Here is a 17,046-nt window from a genome sequence, read left to right as displayed (position 1 = left end):
TTCCGACACCGGCCTCAGCCGAGAGCTTGCAGCTCTCCGACCGACACCTCGACCTGGGACTCTCGGATCTCCGTGAGCTCCCCTGACTGCCCGCCGCCACTCCACTCGATCGCCCAGGTCGCGGTCGCGGTCACCGTGTACTTCTTGCCGGGCTTGGACGCGGAGGTCTGCGCATAGGTGTGGCCGCAGTCCGGCGAGGTCCGCTTGCCGTACGCCTTCCGGTACGGCGTGCCTGCCCCCGTGCAGGTCACGGTGGACCCGTCGCCCATCTGCCACTTGATGCTCGCCACCTTGGCGGTGGCGGTCACCGTCACCGCCCCGGCTGTCGCCGACGCCGAGGTCGGCCCGTACGTCGCCGGTGATTTCCCGGCGTGCATCCACACCGGCACTCCCACCGTCCACCGCCCGGCCGCGTCCGGGGTGACGATGTCCGGCCCTTTCAGCAGCATCTTGTCCACGGCCTGCTGCGCCAGCTGGGCCGGATCGGGACCGGTGGCGGCCGGAGGCGTGTCAGACCAGAACGTCTGGCCGGGCATCGGCACACCGGCGGTGACCGCGGAAGTGGCTCCGTCGAAAACGCACGAGCGCGTGTAGATAGCACCGTCGCCCGGGTCATGGCCCTTCCAGATCGCGCTCCCGGCCGGCGGCTGCGGGTCGAGCTTCTTCACCACGCAGGAATGGAAGCTCGCCTTGCGGTCCTTGGCGCCTTTACGGGGCTTGGCGGGCCGGGCCTGCGATGCGTCGGAGCCGGGCGAGCCGGGGTCGGTCGCGCAGACGCTCACCCAGGAGTCGGTGCCCCCGCATACTCCGTTGCCGCCGCTGTCGGCGTGCGCCGCCGTGGGCAGCACGGCCCCGATGAGGGCGCCACCAGCGGCCGCAACTGCCAGCTGCCGTTTCAGCATGAGCGCGGCTTCGGCGTGACCTTTAAGATCATCCACTGCTTCCCCCATTTCTCGGTATTGATGGTGGCTGTGTACTTCTTGAGCTGGCCTTTCGGAGACGCAACCGTCTCTCCGGTCTTCTTCTTCACACGCGTCCACTTCGAGACGTCCAGGCAGTCCGTGACGGTCGCTCGCGGCACCTTGCGGTCCATGTCCAGCTCGGTGACCTCGGGGTCGTTGACGGGCGCGCCCTTGGCGACGACACCGGCCTTTCGCAGGCTCAGCACATCGCTCCTGGCCCGCCCCAGAGCATCGGCGCTGGCGTATTTGTCGAGGTCAGTGGCTTCGATGTTCGCTTTGGAGTACGCCTTGACCTGTTCGCTCCAGTAGGCCCGGTATGCCACGAGCACGTCGCGTTTATCGGCGGCCTGTGGATCGGAGGGGGCCGACGGCTTCGAGGACTCGGGGGTCGATGCGGGCGTGGACGACTGCTTGGACTCCTCCGACTCCTTGTCATCGCCGCTGCACGAGGTGACGGACAGCGCCACGCCGATCGCGATCGTCATCGCCCCGTACCGTGCGATCCGGGTCTTCCGGCCGTGGCGGGCAGTGGGCCGGGCGGAAGAACGAGCTGTCACAGGACCTCCTGAGCGAGTGCGGATGATGGCGGACGGAGCCGGCAGACCCCGGACCGCGCTCTGGGAAGAAATGCGGAGAAAACTGCGCAGAACATGCTGTTTCCCTTGATGATGGTCATGAGCCGGTCAATCTGAAGCCCAGAGGTGGCGCCGTTACGGCTTGTACGCGAGGGCGGCGTGAATGCAGGAGTCGGCCTCCGCACCCGTCCGGGGGTCCTCGGATCTCCAGCGGTTGGTGGCCACGATGCCGGGGGCGAGGACGGCCAGGCCCGCTCCGTCGAGGAATCCGGCGATGGTGGCCTTGTCCCGGGGGGTCACGATCACCCCGCCCTCGGCATACATCCGCGTCAGGTGGTGGACAGGGCGCCGGTCGTCGTCGTAGTCGTAGGTGCCCTGGCTGAAGGCCACGTAGCTGCCGGACGGCAGCGCGCCGACCAGGCGTTTGATGATCCCGGCCGGGTCGGCGTCGTCCGGGACGAACAGGAAGACCGAGGCCAGCAGCAACCCGACCGGCTCGTCGAAATCGATGAACTCCCGTACCACCTGGGCTTGCAGGATCCCATCGGGATCTCGGACGTCGGCGGTGAGGTGGCGGACCCGCTCATCCACGGCGAACGACGCCTCCTGGTTCGCGGTGATCACCACGTCCTGGTCGACGTAGACCACCCGGCAGGCAGGATCGGCCGCCTGCGCCACTTCGTGCACGTTGGGCGAGTGGGCGAGCCCGGAGCCGACGTCGAGGAACTGCCGGATGCCGTACCCAACGAGAGTAACCACCGCCCGCATGATGAACGCCCGCTGGTTGCGCGCGATGAGGCTTACGTTGGGCACGCGCCTCTCTATTCGCTGGGCCAGGGTGAGATCCCCCGGCCAGTCGTCGCGCTGGTCCCCCAGGAAGTGCGCGTACAGCCGCGCCCCGTGCGCGGTGTCATCGGTCATGCTGCTCTCCAGTGGTCTTGGATCCGCTCGAGCAGGAGGCGGGTCTGCTTTCCGCGGCGGGTAGCCTTCCCGACGGTCTGGTCCAGGACCGCGGTGTAGTGCGTGACGGCTGAGGGCTTGGCCACGAAGTTGAGGCCGTCGAGCTGCTGGACGCAGACGATGTCCGTCAGCTCGCGAAGGCGCAGGCGGTATACCGAGCAGGTGCCGACTCGGGCCGCCGGTGAGGGCCCGGCGTCGAACGGCACTACTCGGAGGTCGACGCGTGGCCGGGCTGCCATCTCCAGCAGATGTGTGAGCTGATCGGCCATGATGCCGGGGCTTCCGACCTGCCAGTGCAGTACCGGTTCGTCGATCACCGCCCACAGCAACGGACCGGCATCATCGTCCAGCACGGCCTGGCGGCGCTTGAGGAGGTCCAGCCACCGGTCGGGATCGGGATCGGGGCCCAGGGCGCGGGCGTAGTCTTCCGTCTGCAACAGGGCCGGTACCTCCCACGGGGCGTAGGCCCTGATCCGGGTGGCACCGCCCTCCAGCATGACGCAGTCCGCCATCGACTCGGACAGGCTGTACTCGTCCCACCAGTTCCGGCCCGACGCCCTCTCCGCCAGTTCCACCAGCGCGCTGACTTCCCCCGCGTCCGCGCCGTAGAACGACAGCAGCTCCCGCAGATCCGGCGGCCGCGGTGGCCTGCCGAGCCCCTGCTCCATGCGCCGGATAGTGGTGTGGTGTACCCCGAGCCGGTCAGCCGCCTGAGCGAAGCTACGGCCCGCCCGCTCCCGCAGCATCTGCAGGTGCTTGGCTAACACCCTGCGTAATATCGCCGGACTCTCGGACACGTCACTCCTATCTCTGCCTGCCGGCCCCGCACGTCGTGCCCACGCGCATCGAGATTTGCGAATCGCATTCCGCGATTCGGCTGTGACGCACGTGATGTTAGTGGTTACTCCGCTACGCAGGGCAAGCGACGCGCCGGTTTTCGTGACACCTCAGCTTCACAACTTGCAGACAGTGCAGGTCTTTTGGGCCCGGTATTCCAGGTTGTGCATGCGGTGCACCATGTGCCGCTCGAACCGCCCGACTGATACGGGCACGTCGGCGGCCGGGTGACGGTATGTATCGGCCCCGGCGGGCCACCACCCGGATGGAGGGGCGGCCAAGCACGCCGTGACCGCATCGGCGGTCGGATCACAGGTCTGTCCATGCACACCGATCCGCCGATTCGTGCGTGCGCCAGCGCTCCGGAGGGCCCGCCAGACGCGTCCACACCGACGCGCGGGGCCCGTACTCTTCGAGATCGGACAGCACTGCGGCGCCGAGCGGCACCCTGCTCGCCATACGGGCGACCAGCGGATGCTCCGTAGTCATGGCCTGGAGATCCTCGATCCGGTGCTGATAGGAGGCGGCCCGTGCATTGGACAGCACGAACAGCAGCCTCGGGAACACCGGGTACCAGCGCTGCCAGGTGGGCGCGGCGGTCGGCTGATGTGCGGCGCTGCGGCGGCCGGGTGGCAGCGGGGTATGGGTGTAGAACCGCGCGTACTTGATCAACTTGCTCGCGAGCTTTCCGCTGCTCCCGGTTGCGCGATCGACCTCGACGAAAGCCTGGAGCTGTACCCTCGCGCCGTTCAACGAGGCGGCCTCGTAGTGCAAGAGCGCATCGGCCTTGAGCAGGTCGCCCTCGGCAAGGTAGTGGGTGGTCTCCGGAGACCAGTCCCACGGCCCGTGACCGTCTCCCCGAGCCCGGGCATCTTCGATGAAGGCAAGGTGAGTGTCCACCACCGTGCGGGTGTGGGCGGCGATGAGCGATGCCACCGTCTTGCCCGTGATTGGATGCCGGGGCCGGTCTCGCAACTCCGGCCAGCCCTCGGTGGCCCGCGCACCGCCGCGGGTGAGATACCAGGCACGCAGCCGGTTGGCCCCGGGCAAGGTGATGCACTCGACCAGACGCTCCTTGCGTAGCGTGGTCAAGGCGGCCGACAGCCGTTGGCGCGAGCCGGGCAGAAGCATGACCTGTAACTGACGGGTATCCACCATGCGGTGCTGAGCCAGCGCCGCGAGGGTCCGGTGCGCGAGGGTGTCCCTGGACACCCTGAGGCGTGCAGGCTGCTCAGACGCGGATGAGGTCATTGGAAACTCCGGGGTGTTGAGTCGGTCTCTTCAGAATCAGAAGTGGAGTCGGAAGAATGCGAGGCTGCGGTGGCTGCGGTGGGTGCAGAGCGGGTGAGGAAGTCGAGCACCTGCTGTTTCTGCTCTTTGGCGACGGAGATCAGCTCCTCGACAGGTCGAGCCGATGCCATGTCATCCGCGGCGCGGTTCAGGGCCGGGACGTCGCGGGGACGTGCCAGTCGGCGGAAGGTGTCGTGCAACTCGGGCCCGCGCATCTGTAGCGGACCGACACGGCGCCCGTCGACCGTGAGACTGATGTAGTGGTGATAGCGGTCAAGCTCCGTGACCTCGACGGGGTCGACTTGATCGCCCCACTCATTGGTGATGAAGCGGATCGCGTCCAGGGACCCGGCGGTGGTGGACAAGGTGGAGGAGTTCTGTATGAGTGAACCGCGGACCGCGCCGCTCAGCCGCTGTAGCAGCTGGGTCATGCCGTGGACGCGTACCCGGAACTTCCGCAGCTGTTCGAGGATCTCGGCGATGCTGCTGTCCGCCGCCCCGTCCAGGGAGATGAGCTCATCCAGGTAGGCGCGGAACGGGACGCGCTGACGTTCGTCCAGGTCCCGCCGGGACAGGCCGGCTCGCAGGAGGTCACGCACGAGGAGGGCCACCAGGAGCCGGTCGGTCGGGCCGTTGCCGGCCGGACAGATCCACACGACCATGCGGCGGTCCATGGCGGCCCTGATGTCGTAGGCCCCGACCGGACTGCCGAGCATGGCACGGGTGACCGGGTTGGCGGCGAGCCGGTCCAAGGGGTTGAGGACCGTGGGCAACGCGTCGGAAGGGATCGCGGCAAAGGATGTGCGCCACCAAGCGGCCTGCTCCTCATCGAGGATCCCCACGACCGCCCCGCGGAACACGGGATCGGTCAGCAGCGGCCTGATGTGGAAGATCGTCGCCTGACAGGCGGCCATCCGTGCTCGGCAGGCGGCCTGGTTGACGGCGACCAGGGCCTGCACCGCTTTCGTCGCGATGGTGATGGCCCGGGGAGCGGTGATGTCGTTCCAGCCCAGAGCGGACGCGTAGGCGTCCGATACGGCCGCTACCACCTCATGCTCCCGCTGCCCGCGGTCCATGCCCAACGGGTTCCAGCAGCCCAGCCGCGCCCGCAGACTCGTGACGGCCAAGTCGATCCGCGCGATCCGTCCCATGATCTCCTCATGGGCAAGGAACGGAGCGGCCCGCTTCCAGGAGTCCCCGTGTGGATCCACATACAGCAGTCCGTGCCCGGCATGCGCCAGCCCCACCGCCTGGCACAAAGCGCGCTCGGTCTTGCCGCCCCCGGCCTTGCCGATCGCCACCTCGAACAGCGTCTCCTGCTCACGGGTGGCCAGCAGCCTCCACCGGCCGTCCGCGCCGCGGTGCCAGCCCTGCAACAGCAGCTCAGGGTTCCCCAGACGGAAGGTGGGCACGTCACGCGGCATCAGCGGCAGTCGGCAATGCACAGTCGGAGGCTTCAGCAGCCCGGCGAGTTCCTCGAAGTGAACCCAGTTGGTACGCGGCGGCCGCATCTGGCCGGTGCGCCACCGGTGATCGAAGACCTTGCGCCATGGCATCCGGTCCGGGCCGATACGGAGCGGTCCCCACAGCCTGCCCATCCACGCAAAGCGCGTCCGCGAGGCGAAGACGTCGAGCGCGGCGTGGATTTGCCGCATCCGGCGCTCAGCCCGGCCCACCGTATTCGAGGAACAGCGCACCATCAGCTGGACGCGCACCAGATGCGCGTCCTCGGTCAACTTGCCCAGCGCCCGCTCCCGGTCGACCCGACGCGGAGCCAGCGGCATCGCCATCCGGCGTGGCGAGTAGCTCTCCCGGGCCTCCCGGCGCGGCGTCAGCAGACGCGACAACTGGTAGGCGACAGAGTCCTCGGCCTCACGAGCGTCCTGGAACATCCACCGCGTCGCTCGACGCGCTTCGCGGCGCTCTGCCTGGCGAGCAGCCTGAATCACCTGCCAGCGGCGTGTCTTGAGCTGCCAGCGAGGCGCGGGCTGTAGATCCAGACACACCTCGGCCAGATCCCCCAGCTCGGCGCGCAGGTCGGCGACCGCATCCACCAGCGGCTGCAACGGATCGGGCACCAGCGGCACCTCGCGAAGCCGGGCGCCGGCTCCTCCGTGCAGCGCGAACTGGGCCCTGACGGTGAACAGACGCCGCTTGTCGCGGACAACGGGCGCCCTCTTCTCGCAGCGCACCGCCCCGTACGGAGTCGTGCGCAGCAGATGGACCGCACTGGCCGGACCCTCCACCCGGTACGACAGCGGACGTGACCCATCCGCGCGCATCCGAATCCGTACCGCTTTGGCACGCCGTGGCGTCCACCAGGGCCCGGCCACCGCCGCCCGCGACAGTTGCGCTCCATAACGGAAAAGCTCCTCAGGAGAGGGATCGAAGCGCCGGGATGGCACGAGCTCGACTGCCATGCGCTGGCCGGTGGCCCGGTCTGCAAGGCGTCGTGCGACCCAGCCGCTCACGCCGTACAGCAGCAGCACGGCCAGCGTCAGCCACAGCCACTGGTCCACCACCCATCCCACGAAGCTGACCGCAGTACCCAGGGCGGTGGCGAGGTGCGCTCCATCAGACGGTGAGCCGGTCAGCGTGATGGTGTCCACCTGGTGTCTCCATCCTGGGTGAGAAACACCCGTGCCGTTCGGTTGTCGACGTCGTCGCCCCCGGCCGGGGAGGCGCCGGCCCACACCAGATGCACCACCACCCGTCGGCCCCCTGCGCGGCGGGCGATGGCGGCCTGGATACGGAAGCGGCGGTAGGGGCGGACCTCTGTCTCGGTGAAGTAGCCGGGCCATCGCTGCCGGCTGCGGCCGGTGACCTCGGCTGTCCACACCGTGCGCCCGAGCTGGACCAGGCGCCGCTCGGTGCGCGGGGAAAGGTCGGGAGGGGAGGAGCGGTCGAGCACGCGCTGGATGGCGGCATCCCCGGCGGGCCCGTCACCGGGCGGCGGCAGCACCTCGTGTCCGGTCGGGGCGGCTTCGCTCCGAGGGCCCTGCTCGCCGAGCGTCGGACCCCTCGAGCGCCTCGGCACAGCCGGCGAACCCGCCGAGGGGGAAACGGGCGCCTGCGGGGCCGGCCGGGTGCTGGCTTGAGCGGGCGCACCGTTGTGGGTGCTGGTGCCTTGGCTCAGCAGGACGCTGCCGGTCAGAGCGAGAACGGCGGCTGCGCTCAGCATCGCCGCGGCAGAGCGGCGGGACCAGCGAGCCGTTCCTGCACGGGTGGGTAGGTGCTTGTGCGGCCGAGCGCCCTTCCTGGTCGAGGTCACCATGGCCGGGCACCTCCGGCGTAGTCCGACATGACGCTGACCGGGTCGACTCGCACTGTCGTGCCGGGCCGCAGAGCGTTGATCATCTTGTCGTTGCCGAGGTAGATGCCGACGTGGTGGATGGTCCCGTCCGCGGTGGGCACGTAGCCGAAGAACACCAGGTCGCCTGGCCGGAGCGCCTTCATACCAGCGGCAGCGGGGATACGGCGCCCCACCCCGGCCTGTGCGGCGGCGGTCCGTGGCAGGGTGATCCCGGCCTGGGCGTAGGCGTAGCTGGTCAGCCCCGAGCAGTCGAACCCCCGGATGTGTTCCCCGGAGGAACCGCCCGGGCTGCAACAGATCCCGTAGGACGGGCCGTTGGCGGATCCGCCACCCCAGGAGTAGGGCATGCCGCGCTGGCTGAGCGCGGCCGCCAGGAGCGTCCGGGCCTTGCCGGTGACTCCTTTGACCGATGCGGCGCTGCTGGTGGTCCTGTAGCGGGAGATCCAGCCCATCACGTCGGCGACATAGGCCCGGGAATGGTTGTAGGAGCGGATGGCCGTCTTCAGCTGCTGCCGCTGGGTCAGGTCCCTGCCCCTTCCGCTGCCGCACAGGTAGACCGCCGCGCTCAGCGCCGCGTCGTCGACGTTGTGTGGGTCCTTCACTCCGTCGCTGTTGCCGTCCTTGCCGACAGTGCGGAAGGTGGCGGGCAGGAACTGGAAGGGGCCGACGGCCCGCTCGCCGTCCGGATCTGAGTCCCACCGGCCGTGGTCGGTGTCCGGCACCGGTGTGGTGTTGCCGCCTGCCCCGGAACCATCAAGTCTGGGACCCAGGATGCGCGGCCGGACATCCCCGTCGGAGCTGACGGTGCGGCCGGCCGCATGCCCGGACTCGACCTTGGCGATCCCCGCCAGGATTTGCCACTGCATCCCCCGGCACCCGGCCCGGTAGGACCGGACGCTCTCGGCGGCCGCGATGTAGGCGGTGAGCATACGGGCCGGGATGTCAGCGGCGGCGGCCGCGGCGTTGGCCGCGGTTCCGCCCGAGCCGGAGGACGCCGACATCGACATCGTCAGCGGCCCCGCGCAGCACACCAGCGCGAAGAACAGCACCATCCCCAGGCACCCCATCTTCCGTTTCACGATTCGTCACCGTCCTCGCCACCGCGGCCGCTCCATCGGGGCCGCCGCTCCCAAGTGGAGCGCTGGGCTTCCATCAGGGCGTCGAGGATCCGCCGCCGGGCCTCACGGCGCGGATCGACACCGGCGCTGGAAGAGGCCGCGGGCCGCGAGCCGCCGATGTGCGAGTGCGGGCGGTCCGGCGAAGTCGACAGGACAGCGGCCGTGGCGGCCGTCGTCACGCCGCGGCGTACGGCGGCCGAGGCAGCCGGACCGTAGACCTGCGCGGTGGCCGCGGCCCGCTGTCCGGCCCGATCCACCGCCTGGCCGGCTCGGACCGCCGCGCGGCCGACCGGCGCCCAGTGGTGGGCGTCGGTGCGTACCTGGTTGCTGTAGACCCGCAGCTGAGTGCGGGCATCCTGTGTCGCCCGGCTGGCGCGGCCGCGGCCGCGGGATAGGGCCGCGGGCAGTCCGTAGGTGGAGTAGTAGGCCAGGCGCCCACCTCGCCGGGCGATGCGGTATCCGCGGAAGCGCACCATGCGGTTGTGGGCCCGGGTGCCCAGCAGCGTCCGTCCATCCTTAGGGTCATAGAGGATGTCCCCGGTCCATCGGTCGACGATCCTCCTGTCGCTTCCCTCGCGAGCAGAATCTGCTGTCAGTTCCCTCCGCCCCGAATCGTCATCGCCGCCCTCGCCGTCGCCGGTGCCCGCGGCGGCGGTGGGCTTGCGCCACCGGTCGAGCTTGTCGTCGTCTGGGCGGCGGCCGATCAGCAGACCGTAGGCGCCCCCGAGGGCGAGACGGCCCGCGATGAGGGCGGGAGCCAGACCACGGCGCGCTTCGGCTGAGGCATCTCCCAGCAGCTGCCCGGAGTCGACGGGCATGCCGGTCCCGTCGGTCAGGGCCATCGCGTGGTTGAGGAGCTTGTGGCGCATGCCCAGGGCGGCGTGAGCCGGGGATCCGCCGCCAAGGGCCATCAGCCCCGGGGATCGTCCGAAGCTGGCCGAGCCGTGCATGGCCAGGGCCGCGCCGATCTCGGAGGTGTCGCCGGGCAGATGGGTGCCGCCGACCTTGGCGTAGCGCATGCGCATCGCCATACGGGACCCGAACTCGCTGGCGCCTCGCAGCAGACGGCGGTGGAAGGCGAGAGCGGCCAGTGCCAGGGCGTCGACGAGGAGCAGCCGCTCGACCATCAGGTCCGGTCCGTCCGTTAGCACCGCGTCCACGCCGATCCCGAAGGCGGGCAGGAAGCCGGCGGTGACGAACATCAACAGGACAGAGATGAGGAAGACCGACAGCCATCGCCACACGATCATGCGGCTGGGCCCGGGGAGCATGCCCCAGACCAGGGCGACGCCGCCGACCGCGGCCGCGCCGACGTCGGCGCCCTGGGCGCCGAGCAGGACCAGGGCCATGGTGCTGGCCAGCGCGGTGATCAGGATGACGGCGATCAGCAGCAGCAGCACCGCGCCGACCCGGTCCCACGTCGGATTCTCGGCGTACGCGGCGGCCGCTTTCCCGGTGTCCCCGGCGTCCTCCATATCCTTCATGAAGTCGTCGAAGTCGGTCTCGGAGGGGTTGAGCGCGCTCAGCGGATCGGTCTTGAGTTTGATCGTGTCGCCGATCTCATGGAGCGTCGCCTCCCGGCGGCTCTCTCCCCGCAGGCAGTACTCCAGGGCCCGGCCGGTCAGCGGGGCGGGCTCGGCCTTGCAGATCTTCTCCCGCTCGGCCCGCTTGGCCGCCGTGTCGTATTCCTTGCCCCGCACCCACTTCAGGTGGGCAGCGTACGCCTTCTTGTCGCCGGGGTCTTTCGGGTCGAGGATCCGGCCGAACTGGAGCAGCTGGTAGGGCTTGACGACCAGGACGTCAGTGAGCACGTCCTGGATGGGCTGGGCAACCGAGGCGGCGTGGACGTCAGTGTCCCTGCACGCGTCCTGGATGGGCCCCATGACCATGTCGCACGGATCATCGCTGCTGCCGTCTCCCCAGTGGCTGTCCACCGTGATCTGGGTGACCTCCATGGCGGCCTGGTGCGTCTGCTCCAGGGGCCCGTGGGGGCCCAGCAGATAGTCGGGGCGGATCAGACTGCTGGCGGCGATCGCCGCGATCACCAGCGTCAGCACGATCTCCCCGAGACCGCGGCCGACCTTGCCGCGCTGGAAGAGGATCAGCCCGAAGACGAACGCCCAGGACAGCAGCAGCCCTTTGAGGCCGAGCGTGTCCACGACGATCTTGTTGTACTCGTCGGACACCTGCTGCGCGGGCCGCAGCAGGAGCTTGAGCAGCGGAAAGTCGAACGCGGTCTTGATGAGCCAGCAGGCCAGGCCCACCATCAGCCGCACCAGCGTGAACAGCCCGCCGAGCAGCAGAGTGCGCACCTGCCCGCCGACGTTCGTCACCTTCCCGCCATCGGCGCCGAGCTCGTACCGGTTCAACGGGGCACCCTCGCGCGTGCGGATGTTCAGCGGTGCCAACAGCCCGCCGCCACCCTCCCCTTTGCCGTCCGCCGCGGCGGCGACCGACGTATTCACGATCACGAACACGACCGCGATCAGCACCACGAATCCGGCCGCCCGCAGCGTGCCCTGGTCCAGCCGCCTCACGGGCCATCACCGCCGGCGTCCCGAGGCCGCGCAGACCAGCAGCCCGAGGCCGGCGGGCAGTAGCAGCATCACCCACCACGGCCCGGCGGGGTCGGCGCCGGTGCTCTCGCCGGGTAGCGGCCCATGACACCCCTCCGGGCCCGGAGCAGGAGAGGAGGAGCCGCACCCCTCCGCCGGCTCCGGCACGTGGCCGCTCTCGCCCTGGGGTGCGGTGGCGGTGGGGCTGAACGCCTTGCCAGTGTGGGGGAGTGCGCCATCGAGCAGGGCCTCGGTCCCGGTCAGCAGCGCCCAGGCCAGAGCACCCACGCCCACGGTCAGCAGCACCAGCACGGTGACAGAGACCACCACCCGGCCGGAATGTGTGGTGCGTGCGCGCTTGAGCGGATTCACGCCTGCCTCCCCGGGGCCGGGGCGGTGGCTGGTCCCGGCTTGCGCAGGTCGACACGCTGGCCGGGCAGATCACCAGGGGTGGTGAAGATCTGGTCCATGATGCGGGCCACAGCAGGAACGATGACCTTGACCTGGCCCACCTTCATGGAGGGGAACCGCAGCAGCATCTCCCCCTCCCGGCCCGGTTTCCCGACCGGGGACAGGCCGGTCGTCACCCGCCGCACCAGGTCCTCGTCCTCTGGGCTGAGGCCGAGGAACTCCAGCCCGCGGCGGGCCCGAGCCGGATCGGTGGTGCGGCCCAGGGCCTTGTACGCCAGCAGTCCGCTGACGTCGTGGAGATGTGTGGCATCGGGGGCGCCGAAGAGCGCAGCCGCGTTGTGTTTGCGGCCGTCGTAGGTGATCTCGTGTGCCACGGCCTGGCCTTCGGCGCTGCTGGTGAGCCAGTAGCACTCGTCCATGACGATCAGACAGAACCTTGAGGGATCGGTGAACGCGGCCTGCCGGGCGATCGCCGCGATCAGATACATCACGGCCCGGCCGATCAGCGCCTCCAGCGGCTGCTGCCGCAGCACTTCGGGCTGAGCGAGGGCTTCCATCGGCGGCAGCGTCAGCCCGGCCGTGGTGAGCACGACCAGGTCGTGCCCGGGGGAGTCCAGGCGCAGCGGAGGCAGCTCGGGGTCGAAAACCATGCCGGCCAGCGGGTTGGCCACGACGATGTGCAGCAGATCAGTGAGCGTCTGAGCGGCATCGCGGCGTGCCGGGCCCGCCGTGTCGGAGTCGGCCATGGCCGCCAGCGCGGCCAGGACTGCGGCCATGGACGGGGCGGGGGCGGCGGCCGCCTCCTCGACGGCCCGGTGCAGCACGGCTCCCGCCGTGGTCATCGGCCCGATCCCCAGCTGCAAGGCCAGGTAGCTCATCGCGTAGTGGGCGCCGGCGGGGCCCTCGAAGATCCGCAGCGGGTCGATCGACATCCTCGCCGCGGCCGCGTCGATCACCTGGCAGGTGCCCGGGGCGGCAGCCTCCGCGAACGCCGCCCACTCGCGCACCGGCGTGCGGTCAATCACGATCGCCCGGTCGCCGCGGTCGACCACCGAGATGGTCAGCAGCTTCTCCAGGACGGATTTGCCGCTGCCCAGGTCTCCGATGACCCCCACCGACGCGGACGCCTGCTGCTGCGGCGCGTCGGCGATGTCGACCAGCACGGGCCGCACGGTGCCGCAGTCCAGATCGATCCCAATCAGCGCGCCACGTTGATCGCCCACCGAGGTGTCGGTGACCGCCCCGCTCATGGCCCAGTCCTCGGCGAGCTGGACCTGCCGGAACTCCCGCCGGATCGTCGGCGGCCAGGACGCACCCGGCAGACCGAAGGTCAGCAGCCGCTCCTGCAAACCCACCGCCCGCACGGCCCGGTAGTCCGCGCCCCGCAACAGCCCTGTCAGCGTGCGGGCCCGCGCATCACAGGTCTCGGCCTCCCGGCCCCAGACCGTCAGCACCGTGACCGGCTGGACCTCGACCTCCACACTGGACCGCGACAGCCGCGCGTCCTCCTCGCCCAGGTCCTTTGCCGCGCTCGGTAGCGAACCGGGCATCCCGCTCGGCTTCGCGTCCCACTGGTCGGCCTGGTCGACCAGCTCGTTCTTCTTCTTCCGCAACTGTTCCTTGGCCCGGTCCGCGCTGAGGATCTCCAGCTCGACCAGGAAGTCCACCGGAAACGGCATGGCCTCCAACTGGGCGAACAGGTCCGCGACGCCCTCCGACACCGCGGGCGGCACCTCCGCCAGCACCAGGTGCGCCTGATACCCGGTGCCCGCCTCGGCCTCCACCTGCAACCAGTTGCGCCGCAGAGGAGAGGGGACCGCGGCACGCCACCAGGGCTTCCGGCCCGCAGCGGCTCGACGTCCCTCTCGGCGTTCCTGCGGACCCGGCATCTCCTCCTCGTCGGTCTCCTGATGAGCACCGGTTTCCAGGGCGCGGCCGCCTTCGGCGAGCCGGGCATGACCCAGATCGGCGTAGGAAGGGGAGTGCAGCACCCCGTCGTGCACCCGGCCGCCGTACTGGCCATCGGTCTCGGCCTCCGACAGCAGCGGCTCATCCATCCCGCGGTGCACGGCGTGCTGCACCATCCATACGATCTCCGCCGGGGTGGCTGGCCGCAGGGGCAGCCCACTGCCCAGCACCGCCGCCACCCGGTCCGCCTGCTCCCGGTAGGCATCAACCTCCGCCCGGCGTATCGGTGTCGGCGGCAGACCGAAGGCGGCTTGGGTATCCGCCCAGACGGAGCCGACCACCGCCGACAACGAGGCCCGGCCGCCCACGGACGCGGACAGGGGCACCACCAGCCACAGGGTCCGGGTGTGCATCTCCTGCTCTTCCAGCAGATCCAGACCGGCCTCGACCGTCTGCGCCCAAGCCGGACACCGCTCCAGATCGACACCGGCGACCATCCGCTCGGCGACCTCGGCCGGATCGACCTGCGCGCACAGCCCGAACAGCCGCGGCGTGCCCGCCAGACTCCGTACCAGCGAGGTCACCCGGCCCAGCACTTCCTCCCTGACCTGATCCGGGACGTACCGGCCGCCGATCGCGGTGACGCGCCAGACCCCCCACACCCCGCCGTGCGTGGACCACAGAACATGCCCGGCCAGGTGCCGGATCGGCACACGCATCACTGACCCCTCCCGTTGTCTGGTTCGTCCAGCAGCAGTTGCTGGAGCGCAGTGCGCGGCGCCGGAGCGACCTGCTCTTGACCTCGCCGCCGTGCACGGCCCCCAGCTCGGCGCGTGGGCCGGCTCTTCCGTTCCGCCGACGGCGGCGGCGATCCGCCCGCCCGCCTCAGCACCGGACCGCCCGGCCTCGACGGCGGGAGACCGGCAGCGGCGGGCTCGATGGTGAACGCCCCCAGCAGCACCGCGGGGCGGCGATCCCGCGCCGGGCGGCCGCCGATGCGCCCGGCAGGTGGCTGAAGCAGCACACTGATCACGCCGCCCAGAGCCGCCCATGGCGACCGGCCCCCGATCCGGGACCGCCGGGCCATCCAGACCGCCACGGCCCACCCGGCCACCGGCACCGGCCCCAGCCACGACCACCAGCTGAACGTTTTGATCAGCAGCAGGGCGCCGATGAAGGCCACCACCAGCTGCGGGGGCGTGTACGGGCCCATAGGGATCTTCCAGTCACCGACCCGCCCCAGCACCCACGGATGTCGACGCGCCGCGGTGTACGTTCGGCTGACCCTCCGCTCCGAGGCGCTCATCGCGAGCCCCCCACGGGAGGTACCTGGCCCACGACCCGGGTCACGGCGGGAGCGGACTTCGCGGGGTTCTTGACCTCGTCCTCGAAGATCGACGCCAGGCTGAACTTCGAGGCATAGATCCCCAGGGCGATCGCCATCGCCAGCAGGGCCCCGATCCCGGCCTTCAGGCTCCCCCGCCGCACCAGCTCGATGATCACGATCCACGTCAGCGCCACCGGCAGCCCCTTGTCGGCCCAGCGGCCCAGCATGTCCAGCCACCCGGTGCCCGCCTCATCGAGCTGCCCGGCAAGCAACACCGTGCCGCTCACCCCACACCACCCGCCGCGCGCAACGGCCCGCCCGTACCTAGGACAGCCGATCGGCCCACGCCGACCCTGCGGGCGCGGGTGTACCCCACCGGCTTCGGGCCGGTGTCCACCGACGCGATCTCCCAGCGACCGTCCCGTGCCGACATCCGCAGGTTGTAGACCAACGGCCAGGCGGCATCCGCATCGACCGCCCGCACCTGGACCTGGACCCGGACCACCGTGCCGTTCTCCGGCACCGGCCGCTTCACCACGGTGTCATCGGCCGAGACCTGCTCGACCTCCACCCGCTCGTACCGCGGCGCATCCAAAGGCGCCAGCCGCACTCCCGGCGCCAGATACCGGCCCGTCTCACCCACTCCGGTCAGATAGGCCGTCAAGAACTCCGACACCGTCGACGCCAGCTCGCTTCCCTCCGGCACCGGCACCCGATACGCAGACCCCGGCGCCCGCATCGCCTGTGGCCCAGGCATCCGGGCCGGGGCCGCCGCAACGACGAACGCTCCCGACCCGGAGCCGGACGCCACCAGCGGCACCGAGAAGTAGCGCACCTCCTCACCCGATTGCACAGCCACTGTCACCGACCAAGCCCCATCGGACAGCTGCGCACTGCGCACCGCCATCACTCGATCGACACTGAGCTGCGCACCCTCACGCGGCTCCGGCAGATCCACCCCCGGAGCCATCGCGCGCAGCCGACGCTCATCGCCGCTCTGCTCACTCCGGCTGTCGCTGCGCAGCCACAGCGCGACGAACAACTCGGCGTACCCCGACGGGTCGGCAGACCGCGCCTGGTGGGGTACCGGCGTCTTCACGATCACCGGTGCCGTCTCGGACGAAACTGTCATGACCACCAGCGCGACCGGACCGGCGGCCAGCGCCCCCCACATCGCAACCCGGCCCAGCCGGACCCACCGGCGCGCCCGCACCAGCCGCACCGGGACAGCCGCCTCCGAGGACGGCACCAATGATCCAGAAGACGGCTCACGGCGTGGGAACACAGGCATGAGAACTCCAGGTCACAAACGGATTGGTCGTATGCCTGGAGACAACCCGCCACCCCTGACCGGTCCACTGGCCAGCCACCGTTGACCACCGTCACAACCGGGTCACATTGGCCTGGCCGCGCCGTGGTCAACCAACCGGTCAACCCTGACCACGCCACCGTCGCCCCGCTTTGCATGCCTGCCCCGACCCGGCCGCCTGTTCGCTCCCGCCGGGCCCGGGTGTGGCCGGCCGCCGAGCAGCCCTCCCGCCTCAAGCGGCTGGCGGCCGCAGCCGCGAGTGAGCCGGACACGGCGCCGTGCGGAGCAGCAGGCCTGACCGGCTCATGGCCGATAGGCCACGTGATCGCTCCCTGCCGCCGGGGCCGCGCTGCGGTGCTCGGGGGATGACGGGCTGCGCAGCCCGCTTCCGTTTCCGGCTCCATCGTTCCTTCCCGGCTGCGCAGCCCGGTTCCCCGGTCGCCGTTGCGCAGCCCGGCTACGCAACCACGCGGCTGCGCAA

The 17,046-nt window shown here is 70.3% G+C and carries 14 protein-coding genes; all 14 read right to left on the bottom strand.

Going from position 1 to position 17,046, the window contains the following annotated elements; all coding sequences use genetic code 11:
- Positions 1 to 14: 14 nt before the first annotated feature.
- The gene (locus tag ACMTAK_RS00760; RefSeq protein WP_413804332.1) at positions 15 to 902 is read right to left on the bottom strand and encodes an ATP/GTP-binding protein; all 888 of its coding nucleotides are present in this window, start codon (positions 900 to 902) and stop codon (positions 15 to 17) included.
- Positions 896 to 1,447, bottom strand: coding sequence for a hypothetical protein (locus tag ACMTAK_RS00755; protein ID WP_413804331.1), 552 nt, complete (start codon positions 1,445 to 1,447; stop codon positions 896 to 898). The genes ACMTAK_RS00760 and ACMTAK_RS00755 overlap by 7 nt, the downstream gene beginning before the upstream one ends.
- Before the next feature lie 225 nt (positions 1,448 to 1,672).
- On the bottom strand, positions 1,673 to 2,458 hold the full coding sequence (locus ACMTAK_RS00750; RefSeq protein ID WP_413804330.1) for an SAM-dependent methyltransferase: 786 nt from the start codon (positions 2,456 to 2,458) through the stop codon (positions 1,673 to 1,675).
- Positions 2,455 to 3,264 carry a helix-turn-helix domain-containing protein gene (locus tag ACMTAK_RS00745; RefSeq protein WP_413804329.1) on the bottom strand — a complete coding sequence of 270 codons (810 nt, stop codon included), beginning with the start codon at positions 3,262 to 3,264 and terminating at the stop codon, positions 2,455 to 2,457. Before ACMTAK_RS00745 ends, ACMTAK_RS00750 begins: the two co-directional genes overlap by 4 nt.
- 379 nt (positions 3,265 to 3,643) lie before the next feature.
- Positions 3,644 to 4,585 (bottom strand): replication-relaxation family protein, encoded by a 942-nt coding sequence (locus ACMTAK_RS00740; protein WP_413804328.1) that lies wholly within the window; start codon positions 4,583 to 4,585, stop codon positions 3,644 to 3,646.
- Positions 4,582 to 7,233: an ATP/GTP-binding protein gene (locus tag ACMTAK_RS00735; RefSeq protein ID WP_413804327.1), complete on the bottom strand. Its 2,652-nt coding sequence runs from the start codon at positions 7,231 to 7,233 to the stop codon at positions 4,582 to 4,584. Before ACMTAK_RS00735 ends, ACMTAK_RS00740 begins: the two co-directional genes overlap by 4 nt.
- Complete coding sequence (locus ACMTAK_RS00730; RefSeq protein ID WP_413804326.1) at positions 7,215 to 7,586, bottom strand: hypothetical protein; 372 nt, start codon at positions 7,584 to 7,586, stop codon at positions 7,215 to 7,217. The genes ACMTAK_RS00735 and ACMTAK_RS00730 overlap by 19 nt, the downstream gene beginning before the upstream one ends.
- 305 nt (positions 7,587 to 7,891) lie before the next feature.
- Complete coding sequence (locus tag ACMTAK_RS00725; protein WP_413804325.1) at positions 7,892 to 9,016, bottom strand: C40 family peptidase; 1,125 nt, start codon at positions 9,014 to 9,016, stop codon at positions 7,892 to 7,894.
- Positions 9,013 to 11,592 carry a hypothetical protein gene (locus ACMTAK_RS00720; RefSeq protein WP_413804324.1) on the bottom strand — a complete coding sequence of 860 codons (2,580 nt, stop codon included), beginning with the start codon at positions 11,590 to 11,592 and terminating at the stop codon, positions 9,013 to 9,015. Before ACMTAK_RS00720 ends, ACMTAK_RS00725 begins: the two co-directional genes overlap by 4 nt.
- 6 nt (positions 11,593 to 11,598) lie before the next feature.
- On the bottom strand, positions 11,599 to 11,982 hold the full coding sequence (locus tag ACMTAK_RS00715; RefSeq protein ID WP_413804323.1) for a hypothetical protein: 384 nt from the start codon (positions 11,980 to 11,982) through the stop codon (positions 11,599 to 11,601).
- Positions 11,979 to 14,648, bottom strand: coding sequence for an ATP-binding protein (locus ACMTAK_RS00710; RefSeq protein ID WP_413804322.1), 2,670 nt, complete (start codon positions 14,646 to 14,648; stop codon positions 11,979 to 11,981). The genes ACMTAK_RS00715 and ACMTAK_RS00710 overlap by 4 nt, the downstream gene beginning before the upstream one ends.
- Positions 14,648 to 15,235: a hypothetical protein gene (locus ACMTAK_RS00705; RefSeq protein ID WP_413804321.1), complete on the bottom strand. Its 588-nt coding sequence runs from the start codon at positions 15,233 to 15,235 to the stop codon at positions 14,648 to 14,650. The genes ACMTAK_RS00710 and ACMTAK_RS00705 overlap by 1 nt, the downstream gene beginning before the upstream one ends.
- Entirely contained in the window at positions 15,232 to 15,543 is a 312-nt protein-coding gene (locus ACMTAK_RS00700; RefSeq protein WP_413804320.1) for a hypothetical protein, read from the bottom strand. The genes ACMTAK_RS00705 and ACMTAK_RS00700 overlap by 4 nt, the downstream gene beginning before the upstream one ends.
- The gene (locus ACMTAK_RS00695; RefSeq protein ID WP_413804319.1) at positions 15,540 to 16,547 is read right to left on the bottom strand and encodes a conjugal transfer protein; all 1,008 of its coding nucleotides are present in this window, start codon (positions 16,545 to 16,547) and stop codon (positions 15,540 to 15,542) included. The genes ACMTAK_RS00700 and ACMTAK_RS00695 overlap by 4 nt, the downstream gene beginning before the upstream one ends.
- Between the last annotated feature and the right edge of the window lie 499 nt (positions 16,548 to 17,046).

The organism is Streptomyces lacaronensis, from assembly GCF_047337785.1.
In the GTDB taxonomy this organism is placed as follows: Bacteria; Actinomycetota; Actinomycetes; order Streptomycetales; family Streptomycetaceae; genus Streptomyces; species Streptomyces lycopersici.
This window is presented reverse-complemented; position numbering and strand designations above follow the sequence as displayed.

Coding starts and splice junctions, on each gene's coding strand:
- ACMTAK_RS00760 (WP_413804332.1), bottom strand. CDS start 902: ATGCTGAAACGGCAGCTGGCAGTTGCGGCCGCTGGTGGCGCCCTCATC.
- ACMTAK_RS00740 (WP_413804328.1), bottom strand. CDS start 4,585: ATGACCTCATCCGCGTCTGAGCAGCCTGCACGCCTCAGGGTGTCCAGG.
- ACMTAK_RS00710 (WP_413804322.1), bottom strand. CDS start 14,648: ATGCGTGTGCCGATCCGGCACCTGGCCGGGCATGTTCTGTGGTCCACG.
- ACMTAK_RS00695 (WP_413804319.1), bottom strand. CDS start 16,547: ATGCCTGTGTTCCCACGCCGTGAGCCGTCTTCTGGATCATTGGTGCCG.
- ACMTAK_RS00705 (WP_413804321.1), bottom strand. CDS start 15,235: ATGAGCGCCTCGGAGCGGAGGGTCAGCCGAACGTACACCGCGGCGCGT.
- ACMTAK_RS00750 (WP_413804330.1), bottom strand. CDS start 2,458: ATGACCGATGACACCGCGCACGGGGCGCGGCTGTACGCGCACTTCCTG.
- ACMTAK_RS00755 (WP_413804331.1), bottom strand. CDS start 1,447: ATGACGATCGCGATCGGCGTGGCGCTGTCCGTCACCTCGTGCAGCGGC.